The following is a 25,813-nucleotide window of genomic DNA, read 5'->3' as shown; positions in this document are numbered from 1 at the left end:
ATCTCTCAAATGACCATAGTTCTTAAATGACCATAGTTCTTAAATGACCATAGTTCTTAAATGACCATAGTTCTTAAGTGATCATAGTTCTTAAGTGATCATAGTTCTTAAATGGTCATTGTTATTAAATAACCACGGTATTGCAACGTGAAATCTATCGGGTACAAATCGGCGTAACTATGTTCGAATAAGTAATTATTACAAGAAGCATAATTATTGCCAGATTAATGAACTTGTTTTGCCACATCTTAAGCAAGAATCTGACATTGACCGCGTGATCCAAGGTATTCAAGACACTATTGAGGAGCATATAAAATGACACAGGCATTATTGATGAGTAGTTCCCGTATGGGGAATTTAGGTTATCTAGAACATGCCCATGACCAAATTCATCGTTTATTAAAGCAGCAACAACAAACGGTGTTGTTTATTCCTTATGCAGCAGTGGCGTTTAGTTTTGATGATTTTGAAGACATTGTTCGACCTGTTTTTAAATCGCTGGGCTATCAACTCAAATCAATTCATCATGTTAGTGACCCGGTTGCGGCGGTAAAACAGGCTGATGCGATCGCGGTCGGTGGTGGTAATACCTTCGCACTACTAAAACGCCTCTATGATGCGCAATTAGTTGATGTGATTTCACAACGCGTGAAACAAAATGAATTAGCCTATATGGGCTGGAGCGCGGGCAGTAATGTAGCGACACCGAGTTTGCGTACAACCAACGATATGCCGATTGTGCAGCCACCGTCATTTAAAGCGCTCAGCATCGCCCCCTTTCAAATTAACCCGCATTTTATTCCCGGCAAACCTGCTGGTCACAATGGTGAGAGCCGGGAAGAGCGCCTTAATGAATTTTTAACGATGAATCCGACAGAAGAATTACTCGCTTTATATGAAGGATCTGCGCTATTTATCGAAGATGAATTTGGCACCATTTTGGGTGAAAAAAGTGGTTTATGGTTTAAAGCTCCAAATCAACGAGATGAAATCGCTGCCAATCAACGTTTCGCACTCAATATGATTAAAGGAGCCTAATGATGTCGATGAAATATATTAGTCAGGTCTATGATCTGATGGATGATCCTAATGTGAACGGGCAGAAAGTCGTTGAGCTATTAAATTCATTCGACGCCCCTCATGCTCAGGTGATCCTGACTTCCGTAAATTACGAAGCACCTGAAGACACAAGCCAGCTATGTGATTTTATCAAAGTGATTATTCCTGGCACTGACGGTAAACAACAAGGCGGAAGCTACCCAACGATGGGAATTATTGGCCGACTCGGCGCTCAACAAGCCCAGCCGAACCGCATAGGGTTAGTTTCTGATGCCGATGGTTCCATTGTTGCACTTGCCAGTGCAATGAAACTATTAGAGATGGCGACTAAAGGCAATCGGCTCAAAGGGGATGTGATTATTACCACACACATTGCTACCCATGTATCGATTACACCACACAGCCCGGTTGATTTTATGGGGATGCCTGTTTCCTCAATGACCATGAATAAATATGAAGTTGATAGTGAGATGGATGCCATTTTGTCTATTGATACTTCAAAAGGAAATAGCATTATTAAACATCGCGGTATCGCCATTTCGCCAACCGCTAAACAAGGTTATATTTTACGTGTAGCCCCGGATTTAGTGCGTTTAATGGAATACGCCACGGGTGAGCTAGCCAAAACTTTCCCAATCTCAACACAAGATATTTCACCTTACGATAACGGCGTTTATCACTTTAACTCGATCATGCAACCCCATGTGGCAACCGATGCTCCTGTAGTGGGTCTTGCGATTACAGCGCAGGCAATTGTGCCGGGCTGTGAAACAGGTGCTGGCTATGAAAGTGAATTGATTGATGCAACGCGATTTACTGTTGAAGTGGTTAAGCAATTTTGTTGGAAGAAAATTCAGTTTTATCAGAAAGAGGAGTTTGATTCCCTTCAAAAGATGTACGGTTCTCTTGCGCAAATTCAGGGTTCGAACGAAGTGCGTAAAGACAATCCGAGTTCTGACAAAAGCGATCACCATCCAGAGGGCAGATAGCCTAGCAATGAAGCGATGGCATACACCGCGCTGGCCAGATACAGCAACACGATGCTTATCTGTAGCAGTGGATGTGTGATCTGGCGGCACTGCCAGAGCGGAGTCTGATCGCTGTATTTACGCGCACCGCGTAAGATCAGTATTGGCATGATCGACAAAATCACGCCACTGAATACGCCGGCGAAATATAATGCGTTAACAAACGACACCAGGCCACTGTAAGCCAGTACGAACGGCGGCACCACTACCAGTAACAGTACGCCGAAACGGCGCAATAGCTGCTCGTCGTTGCCCAACAGGAATTTGTCGAAAATATTGGTCAGAAAGCTACCGCCCAGCCCCCAATAAGAGGTTAACATTGCACACAGTGCAAATATGTTGGTGGAAAAAAACGCCCACTGTCCTAGCGCCTGACCCCAGGAAATGGTCGCCACGTCGGAGATGTTGTCCGGTCCACTGAGCAGGATCACAGACATCGGCACCGCCGCCAGTAGCACGAAGGTTACTACCATGCCAACGATAATCGCCTTCGGTAGCTGTTCCGGCTTATAGGCAAAGCCGCGCGCCATTTCCGGCACGATGTATTGCGCCGAGAAACAAAACACCACCACATTAAACACGGGTACCATAAAGCGGTAGTCGCCATCCAGCAGGTGGCGCATCTGGGCGCTGTCTTTTAGCAGGGTCGCCGCCACCAGTGCCAACAGCATCACCACCATGCCAATGCTAATAAACTTTTCACCCCGACCAATTGCCTTCAGCCCGAGATACAGGACTCCCGCCGCCGGCACGAAGAACAGCAGGCTACCCATTGTCGGCGAGATACCCAACAGTGATTGCAACAGCTTGCCGCTGCCGGTCATGTAAGCGGTCAGGGCACCAACACTGTTGATGCACACCGAAACGAAAATCAGCCAGGCACCCGCGCCGCCGACGTAGCGTTTCGCCAGCCCGCTGAGTTGCAGATGGGCGCGGGTGCGCAGGGTGGATTCGGCGACGTACAGCATGGTGATGGTGGTCAGCACACCCACGAGCACTAGCCAGAACAGCAGCGGAAAAAAACCGGCTTTTTTTGAAGCGTAGGCGATGGATAGCACACCGGCACCGATGTTAGTACCGACTATCATCGCCACTCCTTCGAGGAAACTCAGTGACTTGCCGGGTACAGGTGTCCGCTTTTCGGTGGCAATTGCCGAAGAAATACGGGTATTATCAGAAGACATGCATTCCCCTTTATCGCACGACGGCAACGACCACTGGGATAGGTCGATTCCACGGTGGTTAACAGCTTACATCGAAAGACGACCGATATTTACCTTCCGTCCAATTGAAGATGATCAGTTATGCAGCAATTATAGACCAAGCTGACCATGCTGCTTGTAAACAGCATGGTCAGCTTATGCTTTAGGGGATGATAGGTGGTGTCATTACGCAGGGAAAAGCGACCTGATGGTATATTTTTGACTGGGAATCAGCGTGCTTTAAAGTTGATTATTCTGAAGCGTAACCTTGTGGTGGTAAGACCTTGCCATCCATGACTGCGGCATTCCCTTTCATGGTTAAACGGCCATCCAGAAACCAGCCAATGACCAGAGGATAAATATTATGCTCCTGGGTTTGGACCCGCCCGATAATATCTTCTTCATTATCCCCTGCAAAAATAGGCACTTTAGCTTGTAGAATGACCGGTCCACCATCCAGCTCTTCGGTAACAAAATGGATAGAAGTCCCGTGTTCCTGATCACCATTTGCCAGGGCTTTCTGGTGAGTGTGCAGGCCGGGATATTTGGGTAACAGAGAAGGATGAATATTGAGCAGGCGCCCATGATAGTGCTGTACAAAATCAGGTGATAAGATCCGCATGTAACCGGCCAAAACAACCAAATCTGGCTGGTATTGATCGATCGCCTTGAGCAGGGCATGATCATAACTTGTGCGATCCGCATATATTTTCGGATTGACAAAATGAGTGGGAATGTTCGCTTGTTCAGCCCGTATCAGGCCATAGGCATCAGCATTATTGCTGAAAACGGCAGAAAGACACCCATTAATCCGGTTTTGCTGGCAGGAATCTATGATGGATTGAAGATTACTGCCATTGCCGGAAACTAAAACGACAATTTTTTTCATGGTTTTTCTTCGCTGAAGCATTCATTGACTGATATGCCCTTGATCTTGCAGGGTGCCGTTTTATTGGCGGCAACCTGCAATTTATTGGGAGCAATATTGATTTTTTGATAACCTATTTTGTTATCACTTATTTTGTTATCACTTATTTTGTTATCACGTATTTTTTATAACTTATTTTGTTATAACTTATTTTGTTATAACAACAGGTTGCTCATCAGCGTTAAGTTCGGAAATAGTGCCTATTTGCCATGCGTTTTCACCTGATGCTTTCAGAAATGAAATGGCCTTTTCTGCCTGAGACTGGGGCAGGGCGATCACCATCCCGACTCCGCAGTTAAACGTGCGGTACATTTCATGGTCGCTGACATTACCGGCCTGCTGTAACCAGGTAAAAATGGCCGGCCATTGCCAACTGTCAGCATCGATCTTGGCTTGCATATTTTCTGGCAGGACACGAGGAATATTCTCCCAGAATCCCCCCCCCGTCAGATGGGCAATGGCATGAACATCAACTTTTTCAATCAGTTCAAGAACGGATTTGACGTAAATTTGAGTGGGTACAAGCAGATGATCCGCGATGGATTTTCCTTCAAGCTCAGTGGCTTCAGGGTTTGTCTGGCTGACTTCGAGGATTTTGCGGATCAGGGAATAACCATTGGAGTGTGGCCCACTTGATGCCAGCGCCACCAGTGCATCACCAACCTGAACCTGACTGCCATCAATAATTGCTGATTTTTCAACGACGCCGACGCAAAAACCGGCGACATCATAATCTTCACCGTGATACATGCCCGGCATCTCGGCGGTTTCGCCACCGACCAGCGCACAGCCTGCTTGTTTGCAGCCTTCGGCTATACCCGTGATGACACTGGCGGCAGTATCAACATCCAATTTGCCCGTGGCATAGTAATCAAGGAAGAAAAGTGGCTCGGCTCCCTGAACAACCAGGTCATTGACACACATGGCGACCAAATCAATTCCGATGGTATCATGGCGTTTCAGATCCATGGCCAGACGCAGTTTGGTGCCGACACCATCGGTACCGGAAACCAATACAGGTTCACGATATTTCTGTGGCAGGGCACATAACGCACCGAAACCACCCAATCCACCCATCACTTCTGGGCGACGGGTCTGTTTTACGACACCTTTGATACGGTTGACTAAGGTATTGCCAGCATCAATATCGACACCAGCATCTTTATAGCTAAGAGAGGTTTTGTTGGTCACTGCGTAGCTCCCAGGCGGTTGCACTTTTTTATGTATAGAACAGAATAAAACAGAACGGCGACAATTCTAACAGTCTAAGCAAACGTTTGCGATAGCTTTGTACAAGATCTCTGTCAAATGAAAATGGTAGAAAAATACTTATGGTTGATAAAAATCAATAGATTGATAGTGGCGTGATGAGGAAAAGGCGGTATAATCCCGCGATTTTTTATCTGCCGGCTATATTAGGAGAAACTCATGAAGATCGTTGAGGTTAAACACCCGCTAGTTAGACATAAACTTGGTCTGATGCGAGATCATGATATAAGCACTAAACGCTTTCGTGAACTGGCCTCAGAGGTGGGTAGTCTTCTGACATATGAAGCAACTGCTGATTTGGAAGTTGAAAAAGTGACCATTAATGGATGGTGTGGTCCGGTAGAAATTGACCAGATTAAAGGGAAGAAAATTACCGTCGTACCTATCCTGCGAGCGGGATTGGGCATGATGGATGGCGTACTGGAAAATATCCCCAGTGCGCGAATCAGTGTTGTTGGGGTGTATCGTGACGAAAAAACACTCGAACCTGTGCCTTACTTCCAAAAATTGGTTTCTGACATTAATGAACGCATGGCATTGGTTGTCGATCCCATGTTGGCAACCGGCGGCTCCATGATTGCCACCATTGACCTGTTGAAGAAGGCCGGGTGTCCGGTCATTAAAGTGTTGGTTTTGGTAGCGGCTCCGGAAGGCATCGCTGCACTGGAGAAAGCCCACCCGGATGTCGAACTTTATACGGCCTCCATTGATGAATATCTCAACGAACACGGATACATTGTTCCTGGCCTGGGGGATGCGGGCGATAAAATATTTGGGACTAAATAACATTTTCAGCCGGCTAGCCAGCCGGCTTTTTTTTGCTTTCTGGTAAGACGATATAAGAGGATATTCAGCATGACCCGTCGGACTATTGGGGTAGACGACAGACCCTCTTTGGTACAGACCATTCCATTGAGTTTACAGCATTTATTTGCCATGTTTGGTGCAACCGTTTTGGTTCCCATTTTGTTTAAAGTCAATCCCGCCACCATTTTATTGTTTAATGGTATTGGAACCTTGCTCTATCTGTTTATTTGCAAAGGAAAAATTCCGGCTTATCTGGGTTCCAGCTTTGCCTTTATTTCACCTGTATTGCTGCTACTGCCCTTGGGATATGAGCTGGCATTGGGGGGATTCATTGTCTGTGGTTTACTGTTTTGTCTGGTTGCCCTGATTGTTAAAGTGGCGGGCAGAGGCTGGATTAATGTCATGTTTCCACCCGCAGCGATGGGCGCTATTGTTGCGGTCATCGGTTTGGAACTGGCGGGTGTCGCTGCTGATATGGCCGGTTTGCGTCCGGCATCCGGTTCTGATGTCAATGCGACCAATCTGACCATCTCTATGGTGACATTGGGCGTGACAATATTGGGTTCTGTGGTGTTCCGTGGTTTTATGGCGATTATCCCGATTCTGATTGGTGTTTTAGCGGGCTATGCGCTGTCATTCTATATGGGGGTTGTAGATTTAACACCGGTACGTGAAGCGCCGTGGTTTGCATTACCTACTTTCTATACCCCGCGTTTTGAATGGTTCGCCATCATGACGATTTTACCCGCCGCGCTGGTAGTGATTGCAGAACATGTTGGGCATTTGGTGGTTACCGCCAATATTGTGCAGAAGGATTTGCTGAAAAATCCCGGTTTGCATCGTTCAATGTTTGCGAATGGTTTCTCAACAATGATTTCGGGTTTCTTCGGCTCAACGCCCAACACGACCTATGGTGAAAATATCGGTGTTATGGCATTGACCCGCGTCTATAGTACATGGGTGATTGGCGGAGCGGCGATATTGGCGATATTGCTGTCTTGCGTCGGTAAATTGGCGGCGGCGATCCAGATGATCCCGGTTCCCGTGATGGGCGGTGTTTCTTTATTGTTATACGGTGTAATTGGTGCGTCAGGTATTCGAGTTTTGATTGATTCTAAAGTTGATTACAGTAAAGCTCAGAACCTGATCCTGACTTCCGTTATTTTGATTATTGGTGTCAGTGGGGCAAAAATTCAGATTGGTGCTGCGGAATTGAAGGGAATGGCGCTTGCCACTGTCGTCGGTATTGGCCTGAGTTTACTTTTTAAGTTGATCAGCATTATTCGCCCGGAAGAGTCGTATATTAATTCTTCTGTCGAATCGATTAAAAATAATCAAAAGAGTGAAACAATAGAATAATCTATAAATATTTTTTTATATTAATGAGACACGGTAATTTCTGAAGATCCCTTACTCTCCGCATTGCGGGGAGTAAGGAAGTGTTCTGTAATTTTTAAATGGCATTTGTTATATAAATTATTGGATTTACTATTATTTAATGTCTTATATTGTCGATGTTTATTTTATCTATACCCGTCATACTTCAAGCTGCCTCTTTGTTGGCTGCACTCACTCACCCCGGTCACATAGTTAGCTATGCTCCCGGGGATTCGCTCCCTTACCGCCGCGATGCAACTCGAATTATTTTGGGTATATATCGATAAATTATGATGCCTGAATCTCTGAGCTACTGATTTCATTAATATCTAATATTATAAGAAATAATTTCACCATTATCTTTGTATTCCTGGATGTTTCCCCTGTTATCAATAAAAAGTGTTTTTAATGGAACATAATGTGATGTGTCTGAAATAATATTATAAACATTGGGTCTTAAAGGAGAAAGAAATTTAGGATATCTCCCCGTGTCAGTTGTCATGAAATTTCCACTATCCGAGGCTATTACGCACATGTTATTATTATTCCATTGTGTCATTCTGATTTTCCATTCCTGAAGATATTCGCTTCCCCGACAAATAATATCAGCCCAAGGATCACATATCCATGGGTCTGGTTTAATGGATAAGAATGTCTTTTCATCCATTATTGAATGAGCACGCTCTGTCATATAACATATATGGATAAAACTATGGTCATAGGGGGGAGAGACTTTATAAATGGTGATGTAAATGTTATTTCTTGGGTTTTGGTCAATGTCTTTGTAAATATTAAAAATCTTAAATGAATGGTTTTTTATTAAATAATGTAAGGCATACTTACAATGTTCGCCACAGTTTCCGACAAGATTAATTCTGAATTTTCTTTCATTAATACGGGTATATATAAGAGGTAATTTATCTATGTTATTTCTAAGGTCTGTGAATTTTCGTAATTCCTTGACTAAGTAGTCTTTTTTTAAAAAAACATCTTTAAATTTAGATATTATGGCAGGTTCGTTTTTACCTATTTTATCTATATTTTTTGTTTCTAAAGGGATTTTATTAGATGAACCTCCCATAAAAGCGGTTTGTGTTTTTTTTACCACATCATGTAATATATCTTTTATTAACATACAAACTCCAAGTGAAACACCTAACTTTCTGAAAACTCCTTACTCTCCACTCTGCGGGGGAGTAAGGAAATATCCTGCAATTTTGATATGTCATTTGTCATATGACTTACTCGGATTCAATGTTTTTGCTGCCTAAATTTATTTTATTGATATCGATAAATCCTGATTTACTAAGCTCTGACCTGCTGATTTCACCCATATTATAGGGAACGACTTTGCCATCATTGATTGTCATAATTTTGCCCACATTATCAATGAAAATAACTGCTGATGCAATATAACGGAATATATCTGAAATAATATTATAAACATTAGGTCTTAAAGGGGAGTAAAATTGATTATATCTATCTGTTTTCGTTTCCATAAACATTTTACTATCCGATGTTGCTACGTATATATTATTATAATACCATTGTTTCATTCGGTTTTTCCATTGCTGAGGATATTCTTTTCCCCGACAAACAATATCAGCCCAGGGATCACATATCCATGAATCTGGTTGAATGTGTGAGAAAGTATCGTTATTAAATTTTTCCCGAACCTGGTCTGTCATATGATATAGATTGATAAAACAATGGTCGTTGGGAGAAGGGGTCTCATAAAGGATGAAAAAAATGTGATTGCTTGGATTGGAGTTTATATTTTTGCAAAGGTTAAAAATTTTAAATGAATGATATTTTATTAAATAATGTAAGGCATACTTACAATACTCGCTACAGTTTCCGACAAGATTAAGTTTGAATTTGCTTTCATTAATATAGCTATATATATAAGGCAACCTGTCTATATGATCTCCCATTGTTGTGAATGCGCGTAATTTGTGGAGTGTTATTGATTTTTTAGCGGCGGTATCGAGCAATCTGCATGCTATTTCGGGTTCCTTTTTTCCTGTTTTATCAATGTCTTTTGTTTCTAAATAAAATCTATTAGTTGATCCTCCCATAAAGGCGGTTTGTGTTTTTTTTACCGCATCATGTAATATATCTTTTATTAACATACAAACTCCGAGTGAAAATAAGTTAAGGTAGATAATTTAAAATTCCCAGTAATGTACCGTATTTTTACCATTGGGATAGATGGTTCCAAGATGTGCAATGAACTTATTACCATTGGATATATTGGTATAGGTTCTTTCTCTAAGAGGAGAATAATTTTGATTATGCGCTAATTTCTCATCACTGAGAACGGTTCGAATACATAACCCTTTTTGGTGCCATTTCGCCATTTGATTTTTCCATACATCATCATAGTGTTGTGCAAGACAAATAATATCAGCCCACGGATCACAGACCCATGCATCTGATGGAATGGCGTTAAATTTTAGAAATCTGTTGGGGTGATAAGAAAGGCTATCTGCCTGATAAATTAAAATAAATGTATGATCGTAAGGTTGCAGTAAAACCGGAAGCTGTACATAGATAGGGCATTCCTTGTTTGTAGTGTATGTTTTCCTGATATCGGCAGGGCACATTTTCATGAGATGATAAAATGCAAAATAGGAGTATTCCCCGCAATTTCCGACAAAACCGGATGCCGGTCTATTTCTTATCAGATAGTCATATTGTTGGGACATTTTTGTTGTTTCTTCCATTTCAGTGCGTAGTTGTTGGAGATGAAGGTGTTTAAGTCTTATTGATAAATCAACATTTCTGCATGATTCAGTTGCTGGCATAAGTTCTGAACGATAAAAAAACTTATTACCTGCCCCCCCAGCGAAGACATATTGTGTGAGTCTTAAAGTTTTACGTAGAATATCTTCAATTAACATATTAACCTCCAAATGAAAATTTCATTATTCTCTTATCATAATTCACACATTGTTAAATAATATCTGAGGATTTTTTTTAAATATTATTTAATCGTAAATTAAGTCACTAACTATAAAATAGTTTTCTATTTTTATTTTATGAAAGATGATGCCTAACTTATAGATTATTTCACCAATGTTTGCTTTCTAAACTCATGTGGGTAAATTTCTTTAATATTAATGCTATTTTTGCAAGCTCTGGGATACTGAATAGTCATGTGAAAAATACTTGAATAACATAATAGTTTATGGCTATAGAGAGAAAATGAGATAATCATTGAAAATATGTGCTTATAAACAGTGAAATACGCCAGAACATTTTACTCTATAACCGCTCATCGCTCTTGCATTGCGGATAAAATAATCTTTGTTATGGAAGAACCTGCTTCAATACTAACCTAAATGCCTATCCGGATGCCAATAAAAAAATAAAACAGGGCCATTCGGCTTATCGTATCCCCGGTTTGTTATGACAAAGGCGAACACAGACAATAAGTTCCCATTGTAAACAACGCATTCATTTTATTTACAGGCGCTTTTTGTGGTAGACTTAGCGCTGTTCGTTATCCATTCTGTCTGAGGTGCTTCTGAATACACCGTCGCAGCTTTCATTGCCATTATATTTGCCAGATGATGAAACATTTGCCAGTTTCTTTGCCGGTGAGAATACTTCCTTATTAGCCGCAATAAGATTGGCCATTAGTCAGTCACATGGTAGTTATATCTATTTTTGGTCCCGCGATGGCGGGGGTAAAAGTCATTTACTTCATGCAGCCTGTGCCGAATTGTCCCAACAGGAAGAAGCTGTAGGGTATGTACCACTGGATAAACGCGCCTATTTTGTTCCCGAAGTCCTTGATGGCATGGAACATTTATCATTGGTGTGCATCGACAATATTGAGTGTATCGCAGGTGATCAGGAATGGGAGATGGCAATTTTCAACCTCTACAACCGGATTGTGGAGATTGGCCGAACTTGTCTTTTGATCACAGGTGATCGTCCTCCACGGCAGATTAACCTCACTTTGGCGGATCTGGCATCTCGTCTGGATTGGGGGCAAATTTACAAATTACAGCCCTTGTCTGATGATGAAAAGATCCAGGCATTGCAGTTGCGGGCAAAATTACGGGGTTTTGAATTGCCAGAAGATGTCGGGCGTTTTGTGTTGAAACGGCTCGATAGGGAAATGCAAACGTTGTTCAAAACGTTGGATGAGCTTGATCGGGCTTCTATTGTGGCACAACGCAAACTGACGATCCCGTTTGTGAAAGATATCCTTGAGCTTTGAGTTAACCAACGCGAGAAGTCAACGAGATCAGAATATAAAAGTGATAGAGAAATGCCTCTATCACTTTTTTGTTGGGTATTTCTGAAACAGGATCAGAACAGAATCTCTTTGACCTGCTCAGGTGGGCGACCCAAACGCGCCTTATCGCCGGCAACAACAATCGGACGCTCTATCAGTTTTGGGTTTTCAGCCATCGCCTGAAGCAAGGCTTCTTGTGAGAGCGAATGATCATCGAGGTTGAGCTCCTTATAAAGCTCTTCTTTGGTTCTCATCAATTGACGGGCATCTTTGAAATCGAGCTGTTTTAATAATACGGCCAGTTGTTCCACCGTCGGCGGTGTTTCGAGATAGTGAATGATTTTCGGGGTAATACCGAGTTCTTCAACCAGCCTGAGTGTTTCACGGCTCTTTGAACAACGGGGATTGTGGTAGAAAGTCACTTGTTGCATATCAAAATCCCTCATTTTTTATATTGGCTATAACTTTGTTGCAATTGGCGTAATTGATCAATCCGGGCATCATACCGTGCTTGAGCATCACTGCCTAATTTTGCCAATTTACTGGCTTTACTAAGGTAATCAACGGCCATATCAAATTCATCCTGTAATGCCATTACTTCCGCATATGCTGCTAATTCCTCACCACTTTTTCCCTGCTTGCCAAGTGCTTCTCTCAATAGTTTCCAACCAATGAGATCGTTAGGGTTATTGAAAGTATAACGATACAGAAGTTGTGATGCCTGTGGATACTGGCTGGCTTGAAAATAGGCATCTGCGAGATTGATTTGCAGTATAGGGTTATTTTTCTGTTTGTTGAGTGCCTCCTGCAACCGGGTAATGGCGCTGGTATACTGTTTTTGTCCGATATTGATATCCGTCATGGCATCAATGAACCAAACATTATCTGGGTGTTTATCCATAAGTGGAGCCAATATTGTATTGGCTTCAGCATATTTTTTATCTTTAACCAGCAAAATTGCACGCCCATAGGCTGCAGCAAGCCGCTCTTTGGCAGTTCCCTGATGATATTTATCCAATAATTGATGAATATAAGGGAGTCCTTCGTTTGAGTACATTATCGAAAGACGGACACGGGCAAACAGAAAATCCTGAGACTCAGGGACGGTCTTAGCCGGATATTGATTTGCCCTATTACGAGCGTCAGCTAAACGGCTGTCAGGTAATGGGTGAGTATATAGCATCTGAGGCAATTTGGAGCTGTAGCGGGATTGATCTGCCAGAATCTGCATAAAATTAGGCATTCCATTCTGATCAAACCCCGCACGGCTGAGAGTCCTTATTCCAATACGATCGGCTTCTTGCTCATTTGCTTGGGTAAAACTGATCATATTTTGCTGAAAACCCGCAAGTGTGCCACTGAGAGCCGCTATGCCTGCCTGTGGATTAGCCATCATCAGCAGAATAGAACCCAGGGCGCCGGCCCAGGCAAGGGGGCTTTTACGCTGTTGATCTTCTATCAACCGTGCCAAATGCCGCTGTGTGACATGGGAAATTTCATGGGCTATGACTGACGCCAGCTCACTCTCATTGCGGCTATAGCGCAACAGGGCTGAATGGAGAACGACATTACCACCAAAAAATGCGTAGGCATTAATATTGGGGTTATTGAGCAGATAGAAATGGAAAGGGGTTTTTACTGAGTCCGCGTGTTCAACTAATCTTTGACCTAATTTATTAATATATTGCGTCAGCAACGGGTCATAAATCAGAGGCGACTGGGCGCGTATCGAACGGATGTATGAATCACCTATTGCTATCTCCTGATTGATACTGAGGGTCGCTCCCGCAGTAGTACCGATATCAGGCAATAAATCTTCGGCTGGTGCGGAGAATACAGGGTGATTGCCCAATAATAACAGGCTGATAAAGAGGGTTATTAGAGATTTTCTTGGTATTTTTTTCATAAAGCGATTCTCATAAAACGATCTCCATAAGACAATGTGTTCCAATTAGCCATCCATTTCATGAATACGTGTATGATAGTAAAGGGTACCTTAAAATACGTTAATCGTAATAATTTTTAATAAAAAATAGTCACAGAGTGTCGCTGTCAAGGAGTTGTATTTATGTTGGATATGATTATGCAGTGGTATCGCCGCCGCTTCACAGATCCACAAGTTATTGCATTATTGGTTATTTTGTTGGCTGGATTCGGGATCATCTATTTTTTTAATGGAATTCTGGCACCTGTCCTTGCTGCCATTGTGCTGGCGTATTTGCTGGAATGGCCAACCGTGCAATTAGGCAAATTGGGCTGTAGCCGCCCGCTTTCCGTCTCCATAGTATTAACTATTTTTATGGGAATCAGTGCACTGGTTATCCTGATTATTGCACCAACTGTCTGGCAACAAGGGTTAAATTTGTTCTCTGATTTACCTAATATGTTTAATCGGTTTAATGATTACGCGCATACTTTACCTTCCCGCTATCCTGCGTTGGTCGATGCCGGCATCATCGAAATGGTCGCTGACAATTTACGCAGCAAACTCTCTCTGGCGGGGGAGTCTGTTTTTAAATTTTCGGTGGCGTCTTTGATTGGTTTGTTGACGCTGGCGATTTACCTGATCCTGGTTCCCTTAATGGTGTTTTTCTTGTTGAAAGACAAAAATCAAATGGTAGCGGCATTACAGCGGATATTACCGCGCGACTACGGTTTGGCCGGTAAATTGTGGAATGAGATGAACCAACAAATCACTAACTATATCCGTGGCAAAGTCACTGAAATGGTGATACTGACCCTCTGTACATATGCGGTATTTGCTTTCTTTGGATTACATTATTCTCTGCTGCTTGCGGTTTTGGTCGGTTTATCTGTACTCATTCCCTATATTGGTACGGTCATTGTGACGATCCCCGTTATTGTTGTCGCCCTGTTTCAATGGGGGCTGGGAACGGATTTCTGGACGTTGTTTATCGCCTATTTGGTTGTACAGGGATTAGACGGCAATCTCCTCGTGCCCATTTTATTTTCGGAAGCGGTCAATCTTCATCCTCTTGTCATCATTCTTTCGGTCATTATTTTTGGCGGATTATGGGGTTTTTGGGGCGTTTTCTTTGCCATTCCACTGGCTACGTTGATCAAGGCGATCATTCATGTCTGGCCGGAGGAAAAAACTGAAGGACAAGAAGAGTAGGGCAAATGCCAATCTTAAAGGTGGGGGAGTAGTTTAGGGATATAAGGGGTTGTAATGAGCAACTCCCCCTCCCCGGAGGTCAGCCTTTGGCTGGCGGGAACGAACTTGTCGTTCCCTTGCCGTCGCGCTATATCTTGAAATCCATCGGGTATATAACGAATTCACAACGCATGCTGTTTCAGATAATCGAGTACAATTTGATGATGATCACTGGTTTTGAACTTATCAAAAACATATTCAATATCGCCTTGGGGATTAATCAAGAAACTAATGCGGTGAATGCCGTCATAGGTTTTACCCATGAACTTCTTCTCTCCCCAAATACCAAACTGCTCGGCAATTTGATGATCAACATCGGACAGGAGTGTGAAATTCAGCCTCTCTTTTTCTGCAAAGCGAGCGAGTCTTTCAGGTGCATCGATGCTGATCCCCAATACTTCAACATTGAGACTTTTTAGTTCATTCATCGTGTCACGCAAACCACATGCCTGAACGGTACAACCGGGTGTCATGGCTTTGGGGTAAAAATAAACTAAAACCCGCTGGCCTTTGAAGTCAGACAAATTAATGGTTTCGCCGGCTTGGTCAGGAAGGCTGAATTGAGGTGCCTTATCACCGGCTTTTAATGGATTCATCACGCATTCTCCGTTTAATTGTTTTGATGTAAATTTAGATGAAAAATTAATTGTCTTGGGAAAACCAGATAGGACTCTGATTTTCCCGGAAGTCGTATTACTGTCTATATTTAATCTCTGACCAGTCCCGCAGCATAACACAACCACTATACATTACCCTTGGACAATAAAATCGTTATCAAAAGCAGTGGGCTATTCCAGTCCAAGCCATTTCTCTAAACGTTTCCGGCAACATTATTTGATCAACCCGAAAGCATGGCAAGTGAAGTATGCGGTGAATCACTCATCGCCGTAAATCCTCGCCCAATGCGTGGGCGGGGATATAAAGCGAAACGTCCTGTCCTTGGTTAAACTTATAAATGATTTTGTACAACAAGACTGCCTTGTGCATTTAACTCTGTGCATAGGTGGTAAAAAGTTTCTTTGAATAACCTCCCATTATCATTTAATGGGTGATGGCCTGTAATTTGAATTTGCAGGCGGGCGGCATGATTTCCTTCTGCGGGATGCGTTTTTGATACCAGTTCAGCGATATTCAGATTCTGGGCGGTAAACAGGCTGGTAAAACGTTCAACAATTCCGGGTGAATCATCGACATCGACTTTGACGGTAATGGTCGAAGGAAATTTGGTCTGGATACCACATCGGGTACGTTTCATCACAATGAGTAATTCAAGCTCTGCGCCTTTCTGTGGCAACGTTGACTCGATCAGGGCAATGGCATTCCAGCTACCAGACAGCAACATGATAAAAGTAAATTCTTCGCCAAACATTGCCAGACGGCTATCCTCAATATTGCAGCCGCATGTACTGGCAAGACGGGTGATAGTATTGACGATGCCGGGACGATCTGTACCCAGGGCCGTGATCACTAAAAAATGCTGTTCTGATGTTGGCAAAGCGATTTTCCTTTAGTTGTAATGAGTGCTAGTTGTAATAGGTGCTAGTTGTAATGGGTGATTGCTGTGTGCGGTATATTTAAACATAAAAAATGATCAAGGGAAGGTCAATCGCATTTGTTGGGGAGCCGATTATAATTTCTGTTTAATCGACTACACTTGGTATTAATAAAATTCATTGAAATCGCGTGCTTAAGGAGTTTTCTTCTGTATAACAAGACAGTACCATAAACTTCTCATTTGCAGTTTAAGGTTTCAATTAAGGGGAAATGGCAATGGTAAGCGATCACTCTGATTTTACAGGCAGTATAGTGGCATTGATAACACCGATGGATTCGGCTGGCCGGATTGATAAGGCCGGTTTGAAAAAGTTAGTTGATTATCATATCGCCAGTGGTACATCTGCGATTGTATCTGTTGGCACAACCGGTGAGTGTGCAACACTTAGCCACGACGAGCACGTTGAAGTTGTACTGAGAACCCTGGAAGTGGCGGATGGGCGTATTCCTGTGATTGCCGGCACTGGGGCAAACGCGACAGCAGAAGCCATTTCACTGACCCAGCGTTTCGAAAATACCGGCGTTGTGGGTTGCCTGTCAGTGACACCTTATTATAATAGGCCGTCGCAAGAAGGTTTATATCTGCATTATAAAGCGATAGCTGAGAATACCGACTTACCACAAATTCTGTATAATGTGCCATCTCGTACCGGATGTGATTTACTGCCACCGACGGTTGCCCGTTTGGCGAAATTGAAAAATATTGTTGCAATTAAGGAAGCAACGGGGAACTTAAGTCGTGTCAGCCAGATCCAAGAATGGGTTAATGATGAAAATTTCATTTTGCTGAGTGGTGATGATGTCAGTTTTGTCGATTTCATGAAGCTGGGTGGCAGAGGGGTTATTTCTGTGACAGCGAATGTTGCAGCGGCGGAAATGGCCCGGATATGCAAATTGGCTGATCAGGGCGAATTTTTGCAGGCCCGTAGCCTGAACAGCCAACTGATGGAATTGCATCATCAATTATTTGTTGAACCTAGCCCGACGCCAGCCAAGTGGGCCTGCCGTCAATTGGGTCTGATTACCGATGATACACTGCGTTTGCCTATGATTCCGTTAACACAGGAAGGGCAAGTTTCAGTGGGTAAGGCCCTGAAAATGGCTGGATTACTGTAAAATTTAGGGAATTTTAATGGCAACATTATTGCAAAAATCGAAAGTCATGAAGGTAGCAGGTTTGTCACTGGTCGTTTTGTTGGCAGCTTGCTCCAGCGATCAGCGCTATAAACGTCAAGTCAATGGGGATGAGTCTTATCTTGAAACGCCTCCACTAAAAACGTTGAACATCCCTGCGGGAATGATATTACCGTTACAAAACGGTGAATATAATATTCCGGCGGCGGCTTCAACAAGTGCCGTGGGTAAGGAGCTGGATATTCGTCCGCCGTTGCAAGCCCTGGCTTTATTGACGGGTTCCCGCGTTGAGAATAGTGCACAAAGCAGTAAATTGTTGCTTGAAAATAGCCCGGAATACAGCAAGTTGTGGTCAGAAATCAATAGCTTGCTGACAAAGAAAAATTATCAAATCAGCCAGAAAGATGATGCGACGCAAACGTTGACGACGGATTGGATTACATGGACTCGGGCTGATGAAAATACGCCTTATCAGGCGCGTTACCGGATTTCGGTTTCCCAGCAGGGTTATCAAACAGCCCTGTCTGTTGCAAATGAAGGGTTGAAACATGGTGGACAGGACATCACCAATCCGGCAGAAATTCAACGTTACACGATCCTGATGCTTAATGAATTGGCGACGGCTTTAAACCAGCAGCAGGAAGAGGCCAGCCAAAACAGCGCCAAAGATTCTGGTGCATTACCCGTACAGAGTGGTAGTGACAATACCGGGTTGCCAAGAATTATTGTCCGTGCACCCTACGATGTCGTCTGGAACAGATTGCCATACACCTTAGAAAGTGTCGGTATGCAGGTGACGGATCGTACCCGCTCCACGGGAGCGATAACGGTCACTTACAAGGGACTCAGTGCTTCTGATTGGAAAGCGTTGGGCGTAGAAGCCCCTTCCCTCAGCGAAGGAAATTACAAGTTACAGGTAGGCGATTTGGATAACCGAAGCAGCCTGCAATTTATCAGCGAGAAAGGTAAACCGCTGACCCAATCTGAAAATGATCAAATGGTGGCTGTGCTGGAAGCTGTGTTCAGCAAATCCACAGGTAAGTAATATATAAAGGGGCCTCAGGCCCCTTTATTTTTTGGGTGAAGTTTTTCGTTTAAAAAAGTCATATCCCTGGAGTATAAAATGCAGAAAAAAGCTGAGTTGTATCGTGGAAAAGCAAAAACAGTGTATACCACTGACAATCCTGACCTGCTTGTACTGGAATTCCGTAATGATACATCAGCATTGGATGGTGAACGCATCGAACAGTTTGATCGCAAGGGCATGGTGAATAATAAATTCAATCATTTCATTATGAATAAACTGGAAGAAGCGGGCATTCCTACGCAAATGGAACAACTGCTGTCAGATAATGAATGCTTGGTGAAAAAACTTGATATGGTGCCTGTTGAGTGCGTTATTCGTAACCGGGCGGCCGGCTCTCTGGTGAAACGCCTTGGGGTCGAAGAAGGAATGGTACTTAACCCACCGCTATTTGACCTGTTTTTGAAGGATGACGCTAAACATGATCCGATGGTCAATGAATCCTACTGCGAAACATTTGGCTGGGTGAATAAAGAACACTTGTCTGAAATGAAACGATTGAGCTACAAGGCCAATGAAGTATTGAGCAAACTGTTCGACGATGCGGGTTTGATTCTGGTGGATTTCAAATTGGAGTTTGGTCTGTTTAAGGGGCAAGTCGTATTGGGCGATGAATTTTCACCCGATGGCAGCCGTCTGTGGGATCAGCAAACCATGGATAAAATGGATAAAGATCGCTTCCGTCAGAGTCTGGGTGGTTTGATTGAGGCGTATGAAGAGGTTGCACACCGTATTGGCGTTATTTTGGATTAATGACGCAAACGATTACTTAAAAATTATGGTTTAAAATAATAGAGGGTTTAACATGACAGGATGCCCTTATCATCAATAAGGGCATCCTGTCATCGTTTCGCAGGTTAAGCCAAACGGTTAAAACAGGTATTTTGTTTTTTTCTTCCAGCCGTTTTGTTGCATACAGCTATCATACATGTTGTTTCTGGAATCCCTGTTCACATCTATCACATAGCTTTCGAGCGTGGGAATACTATAACTGCAAGTCCCCTTTTTTGTTTCACAGGGGTGGGTGACTGTTCTGAGTTCTGTTCTTTGGGCAACTTCATTTTTTACCGGAAATAGCCTTGATGCTGAATAATAGCATGTTGTTTTTGCTTCACTGAAAGGAGTTGGGCTACTTGTTGCAGGAACCCATTGAGTGGTACAGCCTGCTAAGGAAAGACTGATCATTATGAAGAATGTTAATTTTTTCATATTGTTTATACGAACGCATCCTGTTTGCAAGGTGTTCCTTACAACCTTTCTGCATTCACCTTGATAAAAGTGTTAATGTTTATCAGTAAGATGTCATGAGGCCGGTTTGTTACTGATGTTATGTATAAATTGCCCTGGTTGTGATGCTTTCCACGATCAAGAAACAAAGCGGCGCCTTGATTGGAATGAGTAATAATTTATCAAAGTTATTATCTAAAGCAAGAATGCTAACAAACTGCGCATGGCTGCGCTATTTACCCAATTTAGGTATGGTGCTTCATGTACCGGGAAAATGGGTTTCATGTCATTTTATTACCGATTGTTTTATATGTGAATATAACCGCTAATAAGCATTCTTCCACTGAATGTTAATATTTTTGATTAAGTAAAAAAAATTTTAAGTTATTATTCTATTTGTGCCAGAACTGATGTTGCTTGGTTTGAAAATAGTCAAATGTTGTTTTTTTAGGAAATAAAAATTAATGAGCTACATTGATCCTACGTTACTTATTTTGCTCGTATTGGCAGGGTTAGGCATCATCAGCCATAACATGACCGTGACGCTTGCCATGTTATTTCTGTTAGTGGTTCGAATCACACCCTTGAATCAGTTTTTTCCTTGGGTAGAAAAATATGGTCTGACGATAGGCATACTGATTCTGACCATTGGTGTCATGGCACCGATAGCCAGCGGGAAAATCTCTTCACAGGAAATCTTTAACTCTTTTTTGAATTGGAAATCACTGTTGGCTATGGCTGTTGGGGTGCTGGTCTCATGGTTAGGCAGCCGTGGTGTTGCTTTAATGTCCAGCCAGCCTTCTACGGTAGCAGGATTGTTGGTCGGCACCATATTGGGGGTTGCGCTATTCAGGGGCGTTCCTGTTGGCCCATTGATTGCGGCGGGCATTCTGTCAATCATGATGGGTAAGTTATGACCACTGTGTTATGACCATATGGGTGTACAGGCTGAAATAACCCCATTGGCATGGGGTTGAATTTGGAGTCATTATGTTGGATAGCGCATGGGTAACGTTGCAGGCACAGATGCAACAACAGGGACAGCGCCGTTTAGTTGTATTGAGTGGTCAACCTCAATGGAGCGAATTGATTGTTAGTCAACTAAAAGAACAATTTCAGGGAGATTGGCTAACGGTTTCATCTTATGAACCGGATGGCATCGAACCCACAAAAGCGGTGAGTTTGCTTGGGCGTGAATTTTTACACGGCGTCTTTGATGCAATGACCGGCTTTAATGCGGAAGCCTTGGCGATATTGGCCGGCACGTTAAAAGCGGGAAGTTGGCTGGTGATGCGCGTACCCGATTGGTCACAGTGGACGGAACAACCGGATAAAGACAGTGTGCGTTGGAATGAATCGGGGGGGATCATCCCCACTCCTTATTTTGTCCAGCATATCCAGCAGCAGATCCTCGCATTTCCTGATGTACTATTATGGCGACAAAGTGTATGGCGACAAAGTGTATGGCAGCAGGGTACGCCTTTTCAATTACAGCCCTTGCACCAGACTGGGTTGTGGCAGGTGCCTGACGGAAACCCAACGGTGGGTCAGCAAACGCTTCTTGAAGAATTGTTACAGTCATCAGGCGGGGTTTGGGTCATCACTGCGCCGCGAGGGCGGGGGAAATCTGCCCTGGCCGGGATGTTGGTTCGGCATTGGCAAGGAACATGTTGGTTATGTGCCCCGGCAAAAATCACAACCGAAGTTATTCAGCGTTACTCCGGCATTTCAGGGCAAGAAACGCCATTCTGGGCGGTAGATAACTTATTGAAGCATTGCCGATTGAAAAAGAATGGGCTGGGAAATAAAAACGACGCTGACTGGTTATTGATTGATGAAGCGGCGGCGATACCTACGCCACAATTGGCTGAACTTATCTGTTATTTTCCCAGAGTGTTGTTAACTTCAACGGTGCAGGGATATGAGGGAACCGGGCGTGGCTTTTTGTTGAAGCTGTGTGCTGCATTACCTGACTGTCATGTTCGTGAATTGAACACCCCCATGCGCTGGGCTGAAAATGATCCATTGGAAACCTGGCTGGATAGCGCGCTGTTCTTTAATGATAAACAGCTCCTTGATGATCAACTGCGCCTTGACGATCAACGGCCTCACTGTCATCTTGAAAAAAACCTGAATCTTGAAAAAGACCTGTATTTCTACCCTATTGAACAACCCATGTGGTTACAGCAACCCACGTTATTGCGTCAATTTTATGGATTATTGACTAGCGCCCACTATCGCACATCTCCCCTCGATTTACGCCGGCTGTTGGATGGTCATGGGATGACGTTTCTCTCTGCCATGTCTGGTTCAGTGGATGAACCGCAATTAGTGGGTGCGATGTGGATGGTGAATGAAGGGGGATTATCACCGGCACTGGCGCATGAAATATGGGCAGGAAGGCGTCGTCCGAGGGGAAATCTGGTGGCTCAATCCTTAGCCGCACACGGCGGTTTTCCACAGGCTGCGATACTGCGATCACAGAGAATCAGCCGTATCGCAGTGCAAGCTCACTATCGTCGCCGTGGCATTGCGCAACACTTAATAACTCAACAGTGTCAGGAAGCCAGAAAACACAAGTTGGATTTTCTTTCTGTCAGTTTTGGTTATACCGCCGAACTTTGGGCGCTCTGGCAAAAATGTGGTTTTCGCTTGGTCAGAATGGGAACCCACCGGGAAGCGAGTAGTGGTTGTTATACCGCAATGGCTATTTTGCCATTGAATGGGCAAGGTGAGCATTTTGCTCAATTAGCGCAACAGCAATTATCCAGGGATGCCCGTGGGTTGGGAGCGTTGCTTGGCTTTGCCTTACCGATTGAACACGATGAGGATAATCAGCTCAATGGCAGTGACTGGCAGGAATTGGCTGGATTTGCGTTTGCCCATCGTTCCTTATCGGCATCTTATTGTGCATTACAAAGATTATTGTTAATGAGCGATTTGGCTTTGCCTGCATTAAGAAAACATCTTCAGCAGCAGAGAGATATCGAACAGTGTGCGGGCGATTTATCGTTAAGTGGGCGCAAGGCATTATTGAAGCATTGGCGGGAAGAGACGGCCCACGCTTTGGCAAGTATGGATGCAATACTTGCCAATCAGTGGAAAAACTGGGTTATTTCTTGCGATTCTGCTGAGACCAATCGTCCTCATCATCCCATTGATCGTTAAGATCACGATGGGGTGGCAATTCGGGTTTGTTATCTAAAAAACGCTTTTGGTCGACGCGACTTAGCGCCTTGACTGCATTAATGATAGTGCCGACGAGCACTAACAGAACAATCCACCAATAATCTATCAGCCAATGCATTACGTTCTCCTCGGAATATTAAGAGCCTTTTCCATAAGGCTCTGGGAGCCTGATCAGTTATCTTCCTAATCTTTTTCTAATCGACTATTTTCCTGAGCTACTATTTTCCTGATCTTCTACCATGATGTATTTTTTAAAAATATAAGTCAGGTTGGTTTTTAGCCAGTCTATGCCGGCAATATCATGATGTTGCCAGACATTCAGGAGGACGTCTTCATCGAACAAACGTTCAGCTTCATGGGATATAGGCCAATAACTGATATGCCACGGCTCATAAGCTACGCCAGCATCAGGGCGAGTATAGGGGCGATAGAAATCATAGTGAGACATGTTTTCTGTCAGCCAATCGGTCAGTGGCTCAAAGTAGCCCCCGTTTTCATATTCCCGGGGTTCCAGCAGCAATGTCTTGCCCTGCGGTAGCAGGAATGGGTCATAGACATCCAGTTCAGTCCCCCAATGATGACGACTTGCTCCCGGCAAGGCTGACCAACGAAGAATGGCTTCACAACGTTCACCTTCGCTCATCTCTGAAATGTTGAGCGGTTGGCTATGAACATCTAAAACTGGACGCTGACCGCGAAATTTTTCATTCCAGATAGTTTGCTGGCGTGTGAAATCACGGAATGAGCTGGCGGGTTGTAGCTTAAATCCCGCCTTGGCAGCCTCTTTCTGCATGGCAAGAAAGGCTTTGGTGGCATTGAACTGTAAACGGTGATTGCCCGCCAGCGTGACCAAATGTTCTGTGGACAAGCCAGTCAACATGTCAGGTGTCATCATTTAATGAGTTGCTCCATGATACGTTGATAAATCAGACTCAATGCCTGTAAATCAGCCACGTTGACGCATTCATTGGTTTTATGGATAGTGGCGTTAATGGGCCCCAACTCCACAACTTGAGCGCCCATCCTGGCAATGAAACGCCCATCTGATGTTCCCCCGCCCGTTGATAGCTCCGGTGTACGCCCGCAATAATGGGTCACTGAGTCAACCACGGCATCAACGAGTGCGCCTTTACAGGTCAGGAAAGGCTGACCTGACAGCCACCAGTCAAGTTCATACTTCAGATTATGCTTTTTCAACATGGCTTCCACCTGTTGGCGGATTTCGGCATCCGTTAACTCGGTGCTGAAACGGAAATTAAATTGCATCCACAATTTACCCGGAATAATGTTATTGCTGCCGGTTCCGGCCTGAATGTTAGCAATCTGCATGCTCGTGGCGGGGAAAAATTGATTGCCATTATCCCATGTGGTATTGACCAGATCGTGTAGAAAGGGCAGTGAACGGTGGATCGGATTATCGGCCAATTGAGGATAGGCAACATGGCCTTGAGTGCCAAAAATAGTCAGGTTGGCCGTCAGGGAACCCCGGCGTCCATTTTTGATCATATCTCCCAGGTGTTGTTGGCTGGAAGGCTCTCCCACCAGACAGTAATCCAGACGCTCATGACGAGACATCAATGTTTCAACCACCTGAACGGTACCATTTGTTGCCTTGGCTTCTTCATCAGAGGTGATGAGGAAAGCAAGGCGGCCTTTATGGGCAGGATATGCCCTGACGAAACGTTCAGCCGCCACAACCATCGCAGCCAGAGACCCTTTCATATCTGCGGCACCACGGCCATAAAGCATTCCATCGCGGAGAGTCGGTTCGAAAGGTGCGGTCTGCCATTGTGAGATATCTCCGGCAGGGACGACATCGGTATGCCCGGCAAGGGCAAACGTTTCTCCTGTGCCCCGATAAGCCCAGAAATTCAAGGTATCACCAAAAGGCATTCGCTCTATCGTGAAGCCGATGTTCTGCAGACGTTGGATGAGCAACTCCTGACAGCCCTGATCATCCGGACTGACAGAAGGGCGCTTAATTAACTGTTGAGCAAGATCGATTACAGGACAAGTCATAATGAGATCCTAGCCATGCGAGAAAAATTGTTGATACTGTTCAGCCTTGAAGCCGATTAAATACTTCTCTATTGCTGAGGCCGCTGTTTTTGAGATCAAACGGTTTGAGATCAAAAGGGGACGCTTTATGATTGACGGTTGTTCCAGCATCAGTGCCTGAGCGGCTTCTGCATTATTAATGGCGGCTTTTTGCTCATCAGATAATTTTCGCCAGGTTGTACCACGGGTATTTAGCAGGGGTTCCCAACCAATGGGTTCAATAAAGGATTGGAGTAGCTCAGAAGATAAACCGTCAGCGCGATAATCATGAAATTGATAGGGGATCTCTTGGTCTTCTAACCAGCGACGCGCTTTTTTTATGGTATCGCAGTTTTTGATACCGTAGAGGGTAAAAATGTTGTGAGAAGTGGTATCCGACATGATGAGATCCTTGGTTTGGTTTAACGTAGCCGACATAATGCGGGAAATTTAGGATTTTATCCAGATAGAGATATCCCCTTCATCTTTCAGGT

At 43.9% G+C, this 25,813-nt stretch carries 27 protein-coding genes; 12 read left to right on the top strand and 15 right to left on the bottom strand.

What is annotated here, in order from left to right; all coding sequences use genetic code 11:
* The first annotated feature begins 315 nt into the window (after nucleotides 1-315).
* Both pepE and Xbed_RS14355 read left to right on the top strand, forming a co-directional pair.
* Nucleotides 316-1,038, top strand: a complete 723-nt coding sequence (pepE, locus tag Xbed_RS14360; RefSeq protein ID WP_086113594.1) for a dipeptidase PepE — start codon at nucleotides 316-318, stop codon at nucleotides 1,036-1,038.
* Between the two features lie 2 nt (nucleotides 1,039-1,040).
* Nucleotides 1,041-2,048 carry a DUF1177 domain-containing protein gene (locus Xbed_RS14355; protein ID WP_086113593.1) on the top strand — a complete coding sequence of 336 codons (1,008 nt, stop codon included), beginning with the start codon at nucleotides 1,041-1,043 and terminating at the stop codon, nucleotides 2,046-2,048.
* Here Xbed_RS14355 and Xbed_RS14350 read toward each other — a convergent pair.
* From Xbed_RS14350 to purM, 3 genes are all read right to left on the bottom strand, one after another.
* A complete protein-coding gene (locus Xbed_RS14350) occupies nucleotides 2,027-3,271 on the bottom strand; it encodes an aromatic amino acid transport family protein (RefSeq protein WP_086113592.1) in 1,245 nt (414 codons plus the stop codon). The two genes, Xbed_RS14355 and Xbed_RS14350, sit on opposite strands and share 22 nt — an antisense overlap.
* Before the next feature lie 268 nt (nucleotides 3,272-3,539).
* Nucleotides 3,540-4,178 carry a phosphoribosylglycinamide formyltransferase gene (gene purN, locus Xbed_RS14345; protein ID WP_086113591.1) on the bottom strand — a complete coding sequence of 213 codons (639 nt, stop codon included), beginning with the start codon at nucleotides 4,176-4,178 and terminating at the stop codon, nucleotides 3,540-3,542.
* 186 nt (nucleotides 4,179-4,364) lie between these two features.
* Complete coding sequence (gene purM / locus Xbed_RS14340; protein WP_086113590.1) at nucleotides 4,365-5,408, bottom strand: phosphoribosylformylglycinamidine cyclo-ligase; 1,044 nt, start codon at nucleotides 5,406-5,408, stop codon at nucleotides 4,365-4,367.
* A 237-nt stretch (nucleotides 5,409-5,645) separates the two neighbouring features.
* On the opposite strand from purM, the gene upp reads away from it, so the two are divergent.
* Both upp and uraA read left to right on the top strand, forming a co-directional pair.
* The gene (upp, locus tag Xbed_RS14335; protein ID WP_086113589.1) at nucleotides 5,646-6,272 is read left to right on the top strand and encodes a uracil phosphoribosyltransferase; all 627 of its coding nucleotides are present in this window, start codon (nucleotides 5,646-5,648) and stop codon (nucleotides 6,270-6,272) included.
* Between the two features lie 69 nt (nucleotides 6,273-6,341).
* Nucleotides 6,342-7,652: a uracil permease gene (gene uraA / locus Xbed_RS14330; protein WP_086113588.1), complete on the top strand. Its 1,311-nt coding sequence runs from the start codon at nucleotides 6,342-6,344 to the stop codon at nucleotides 7,650-7,652.
* Nucleotides 7,653-7,992: 340 nt separating this feature from the next.
* Here the strand turns inward: uraA and Xbed_RS14325 are convergent, their stop codons facing one another.
* The 3 genes from Xbed_RS14325 to Xbed_RS14315 form a co-directional block, all read right to left on the bottom strand.
* Nucleotides 7,993-8,805 (bottom strand): hypothetical protein, encoded by an 813-nt coding sequence (locus Xbed_RS14325; RefSeq protein ID WP_086113587.1) that lies wholly within the window; start codon nucleotides 8,803-8,805, stop codon nucleotides 7,993-7,995.
* Nucleotides 8,806-8,911: 106 nt separating this feature from the next.
* On the bottom strand, nucleotides 8,912-9,802 hold the full coding sequence (locus tag Xbed_RS14320; RefSeq protein ID WP_086113586.1) for a hypothetical protein: 891 nt from the start codon (nucleotides 9,800-9,802) through the stop codon (nucleotides 8,912-8,914).
* Between the two features lie 36 nt (nucleotides 9,803-9,838).
* A complete protein-coding gene (locus tag Xbed_RS14315) occupies nucleotides 9,839-10,573 on the bottom strand; it encodes a hypothetical protein (RefSeq protein ID WP_086113585.1) in 735 nt (244 codons plus the stop codon).
* Between the two features lie 620 nt (nucleotides 10,574-11,193).
* On the opposite strand from Xbed_RS14315, the gene hda reads away from it, so the two are divergent.
* Nucleotides 11,194-11,901: a DnaA inactivator Hda gene (hda, locus tag Xbed_RS14310; RefSeq protein WP_167371924.1), complete on the top strand. Its 708-nt coding sequence runs from the start codon at nucleotides 11,194-11,196 to the stop codon at nucleotides 11,899-11,901.
* A 92-nt stretch (nucleotides 11,902-11,993) separates the two neighbouring features.
* Here the strand turns inward: hda and arsC are convergent, their stop codons facing one another.
* Nucleotides 11,994-12,350: an arsenate reductase (glutaredoxin) gene (arsC, locus tag Xbed_RS14305; RefSeq protein WP_086113583.1), complete on the bottom strand. Its 357-nt coding sequence runs from the start codon at nucleotides 12,348-12,350 to the stop codon at nucleotides 11,994-11,996.
* 11 nt (nucleotides 12,351-12,361) lie between these two features.
* Complete coding sequence (gene bepA, locus Xbed_RS14300; RefSeq protein WP_086113582.1) at nucleotides 12,362-13,825, bottom strand: beta-barrel assembly-enhancing protease; 1,464 nt, start codon at nucleotides 13,823-13,825, stop codon at nucleotides 12,362-12,364.
* A 162-nt stretch (nucleotides 13,826-13,987) separates the two neighbouring features.
* On the opposite strand from bepA, the gene Xbed_RS14295 reads away from it, so the two are divergent.
* Entirely contained in the window at nucleotides 13,988-15,055 is a 1,068-nt protein-coding gene (locus tag Xbed_RS14295) for an AI-2E family transporter (RefSeq protein WP_086113581.1), read from the top strand.
* Between the two features lie 161 nt (nucleotides 15,056-15,216).
* Here the strand turns inward: Xbed_RS14295 and bcp are convergent, their stop codons facing one another.
* Nucleotides 15,217-15,690, bottom strand: coding sequence for a thioredoxin-dependent thiol peroxidase (gene bcp, locus Xbed_RS14290; protein ID WP_167371926.1), 474 nt, complete (start codon nucleotides 15,688-15,690; stop codon nucleotides 15,217-15,219).
* A gap of 148 nt (nucleotides 15,691-15,838) precedes the next feature.
* Here bcp and Xbed_RS14285 point away from each other — a divergent pair, with 148 nt between their 5' ends.
* Entirely contained in the window at nucleotides 15,839-15,985 is a 147-nt protein-coding gene (locus Xbed_RS14285; RefSeq protein WP_208612249.1) for an AraC family transcriptional regulator, read from the top strand.
* Nucleotides 15,986-16,043: 58 nt separating this feature from the next.
* Here the strand turns inward: Xbed_RS14285 and Xbed_RS14280 are convergent, their stop codons facing one another.
* Nucleotides 16,044-16,589, bottom strand: a complete 546-nt coding sequence (locus Xbed_RS14280; RefSeq protein WP_086113580.1) for a glycine cleavage system transcriptional repressor — start codon at nucleotides 16,587-16,589, stop codon at nucleotides 16,044-16,046.
* A 275-nt stretch (nucleotides 16,590-16,864) separates the two neighbouring features.
* Between Xbed_RS14280 and dapA the strand changes: the two genes are divergently transcribed.
* The 3 genes from dapA (at nucleotide 16,865) to purC (ending at nucleotide 19,619) form a co-directional block, all read left to right on the top strand.
* Nucleotides 16,865-17,764 (top strand): 4-hydroxy-tetrahydrodipicolinate synthase, encoded by a 900-nt coding sequence (gene dapA, locus Xbed_RS14275; protein WP_086113579.1) that lies wholly within the window; start codon nucleotides 16,865-16,867, stop codon nucleotides 17,762-17,764.
* A gap of 16 nt (nucleotides 17,765-17,780) precedes the next feature.
* On the top strand, nucleotides 17,781-18,827 hold the full coding sequence (gene bamC / locus Xbed_RS14270; RefSeq protein WP_086113578.1) for an outer membrane protein assembly factor BamC: 1,047 nt from the start codon (nucleotides 17,781-17,783) through the stop codon (nucleotides 18,825-18,827).
* Between the two features lie 78 nt (nucleotides 18,828-18,905).
* The gene (gene purC, locus Xbed_RS14265; protein ID WP_086113577.1) at nucleotides 18,906-19,619 is read left to right on the top strand and encodes a phosphoribosylaminoimidazolesuccinocarboxamide synthase; all 714 of its coding nucleotides are present in this window, start codon (nucleotides 18,906-18,908) and stop codon (nucleotides 19,617-19,619) included.
* A gap of 117 nt (nucleotides 19,620-19,736) precedes the next feature.
* On the opposite strand, the gene Xbed_RS19770 is transcribed toward purC, so the two are convergent.
* A complete protein-coding gene (locus Xbed_RS19770; protein ID WP_167371923.1) occupies nucleotides 19,737-20,105 on the bottom strand; it encodes a hypothetical protein in 369 nt (122 codons plus the stop codon).
* Between the two features lie 452 nt (nucleotides 20,106-20,557).
* Between Xbed_RS19770 and Xbed_RS14260 the strand changes: the two genes are divergently transcribed.
* Nucleotides 20,558-21,010 (top strand): DUF441 domain-containing protein, encoded by a 453-nt coding sequence (locus Xbed_RS14260; RefSeq protein WP_086113576.1) that lies wholly within the window; start codon nucleotides 20,558-20,560, stop codon nucleotides 21,008-21,010.
* Between the two features lie 73 nt (nucleotides 21,011-21,083).
* Nucleotides 21,084-23,261, top strand: a complete 2,178-nt coding sequence (locus tag Xbed_RS14255) for a tRNA(Met) cytidine acetyltransferase TmcA (RefSeq protein ID WP_086113575.1) — start codon at nucleotides 21,084-21,086, stop codon at nucleotides 23,259-23,261.
* Here Xbed_RS14255 and Xbed_RS14250 read toward each other — a convergent pair.
* From Xbed_RS14250 to Xbed_RS14235, 4 genes are all read right to left on the bottom strand, one after another.
* Nucleotides 23,206-23,400: a YpfN family protein gene (locus tag Xbed_RS14250; RefSeq protein WP_086113574.1), complete on the bottom strand. Its 195-nt coding sequence runs from the start codon at nucleotides 23,398-23,400 to the stop codon at nucleotides 23,206-23,208. The genes Xbed_RS14255 and Xbed_RS14250 overlap by 56 nt on opposite strands.
* Before the next feature lie 84 nt (nucleotides 23,401-23,484).
* Nucleotides 23,485-24,177 (bottom strand): M15 family metallopeptidase, encoded by a 693-nt coding sequence (locus Xbed_RS14245; RefSeq protein ID WP_086113573.1) that lies wholly within the window; start codon nucleotides 24,175-24,177, stop codon nucleotides 23,485-23,487.
* The gene (dapE, locus tag Xbed_RS14240; protein ID WP_086113572.1) at nucleotides 24,174-25,301 is read right to left on the bottom strand and encodes a succinyl-diaminopimelate desuccinylase; all 1,128 of its coding nucleotides are present in this window, start codon (nucleotides 25,299-25,301) and stop codon (nucleotides 24,174-24,176) included. Before dapE ends, Xbed_RS14245 begins: the two co-directional genes overlap by 4 nt.
* A 9-nt stretch (nucleotides 25,302-25,310) precedes the next feature.
* A complete protein-coding gene (locus Xbed_RS14235) occupies nucleotides 25,311-25,721 on the bottom strand; it encodes an ArsC family reductase (RefSeq protein ID WP_086113571.1) in 411 nt (136 codons plus the stop codon).
* Between the last annotated feature and the right edge of the window lie 92 nt (nucleotides 25,722-25,813).

This window comes from Xenorhabdus beddingii, from assembly GCF_002127545.1.
GTDB classification, from domain to species: Bacteria; Pseudomonadota; Gammaproteobacteria; order Enterobacterales; family Enterobacteriaceae; genus Xenorhabdus; species Xenorhabdus beddingii.
The sequence above is the reverse complement of the archived record's forward strand: the minus strand, read 5'-3'. Positions and strand labels throughout refer to the sequence as shown.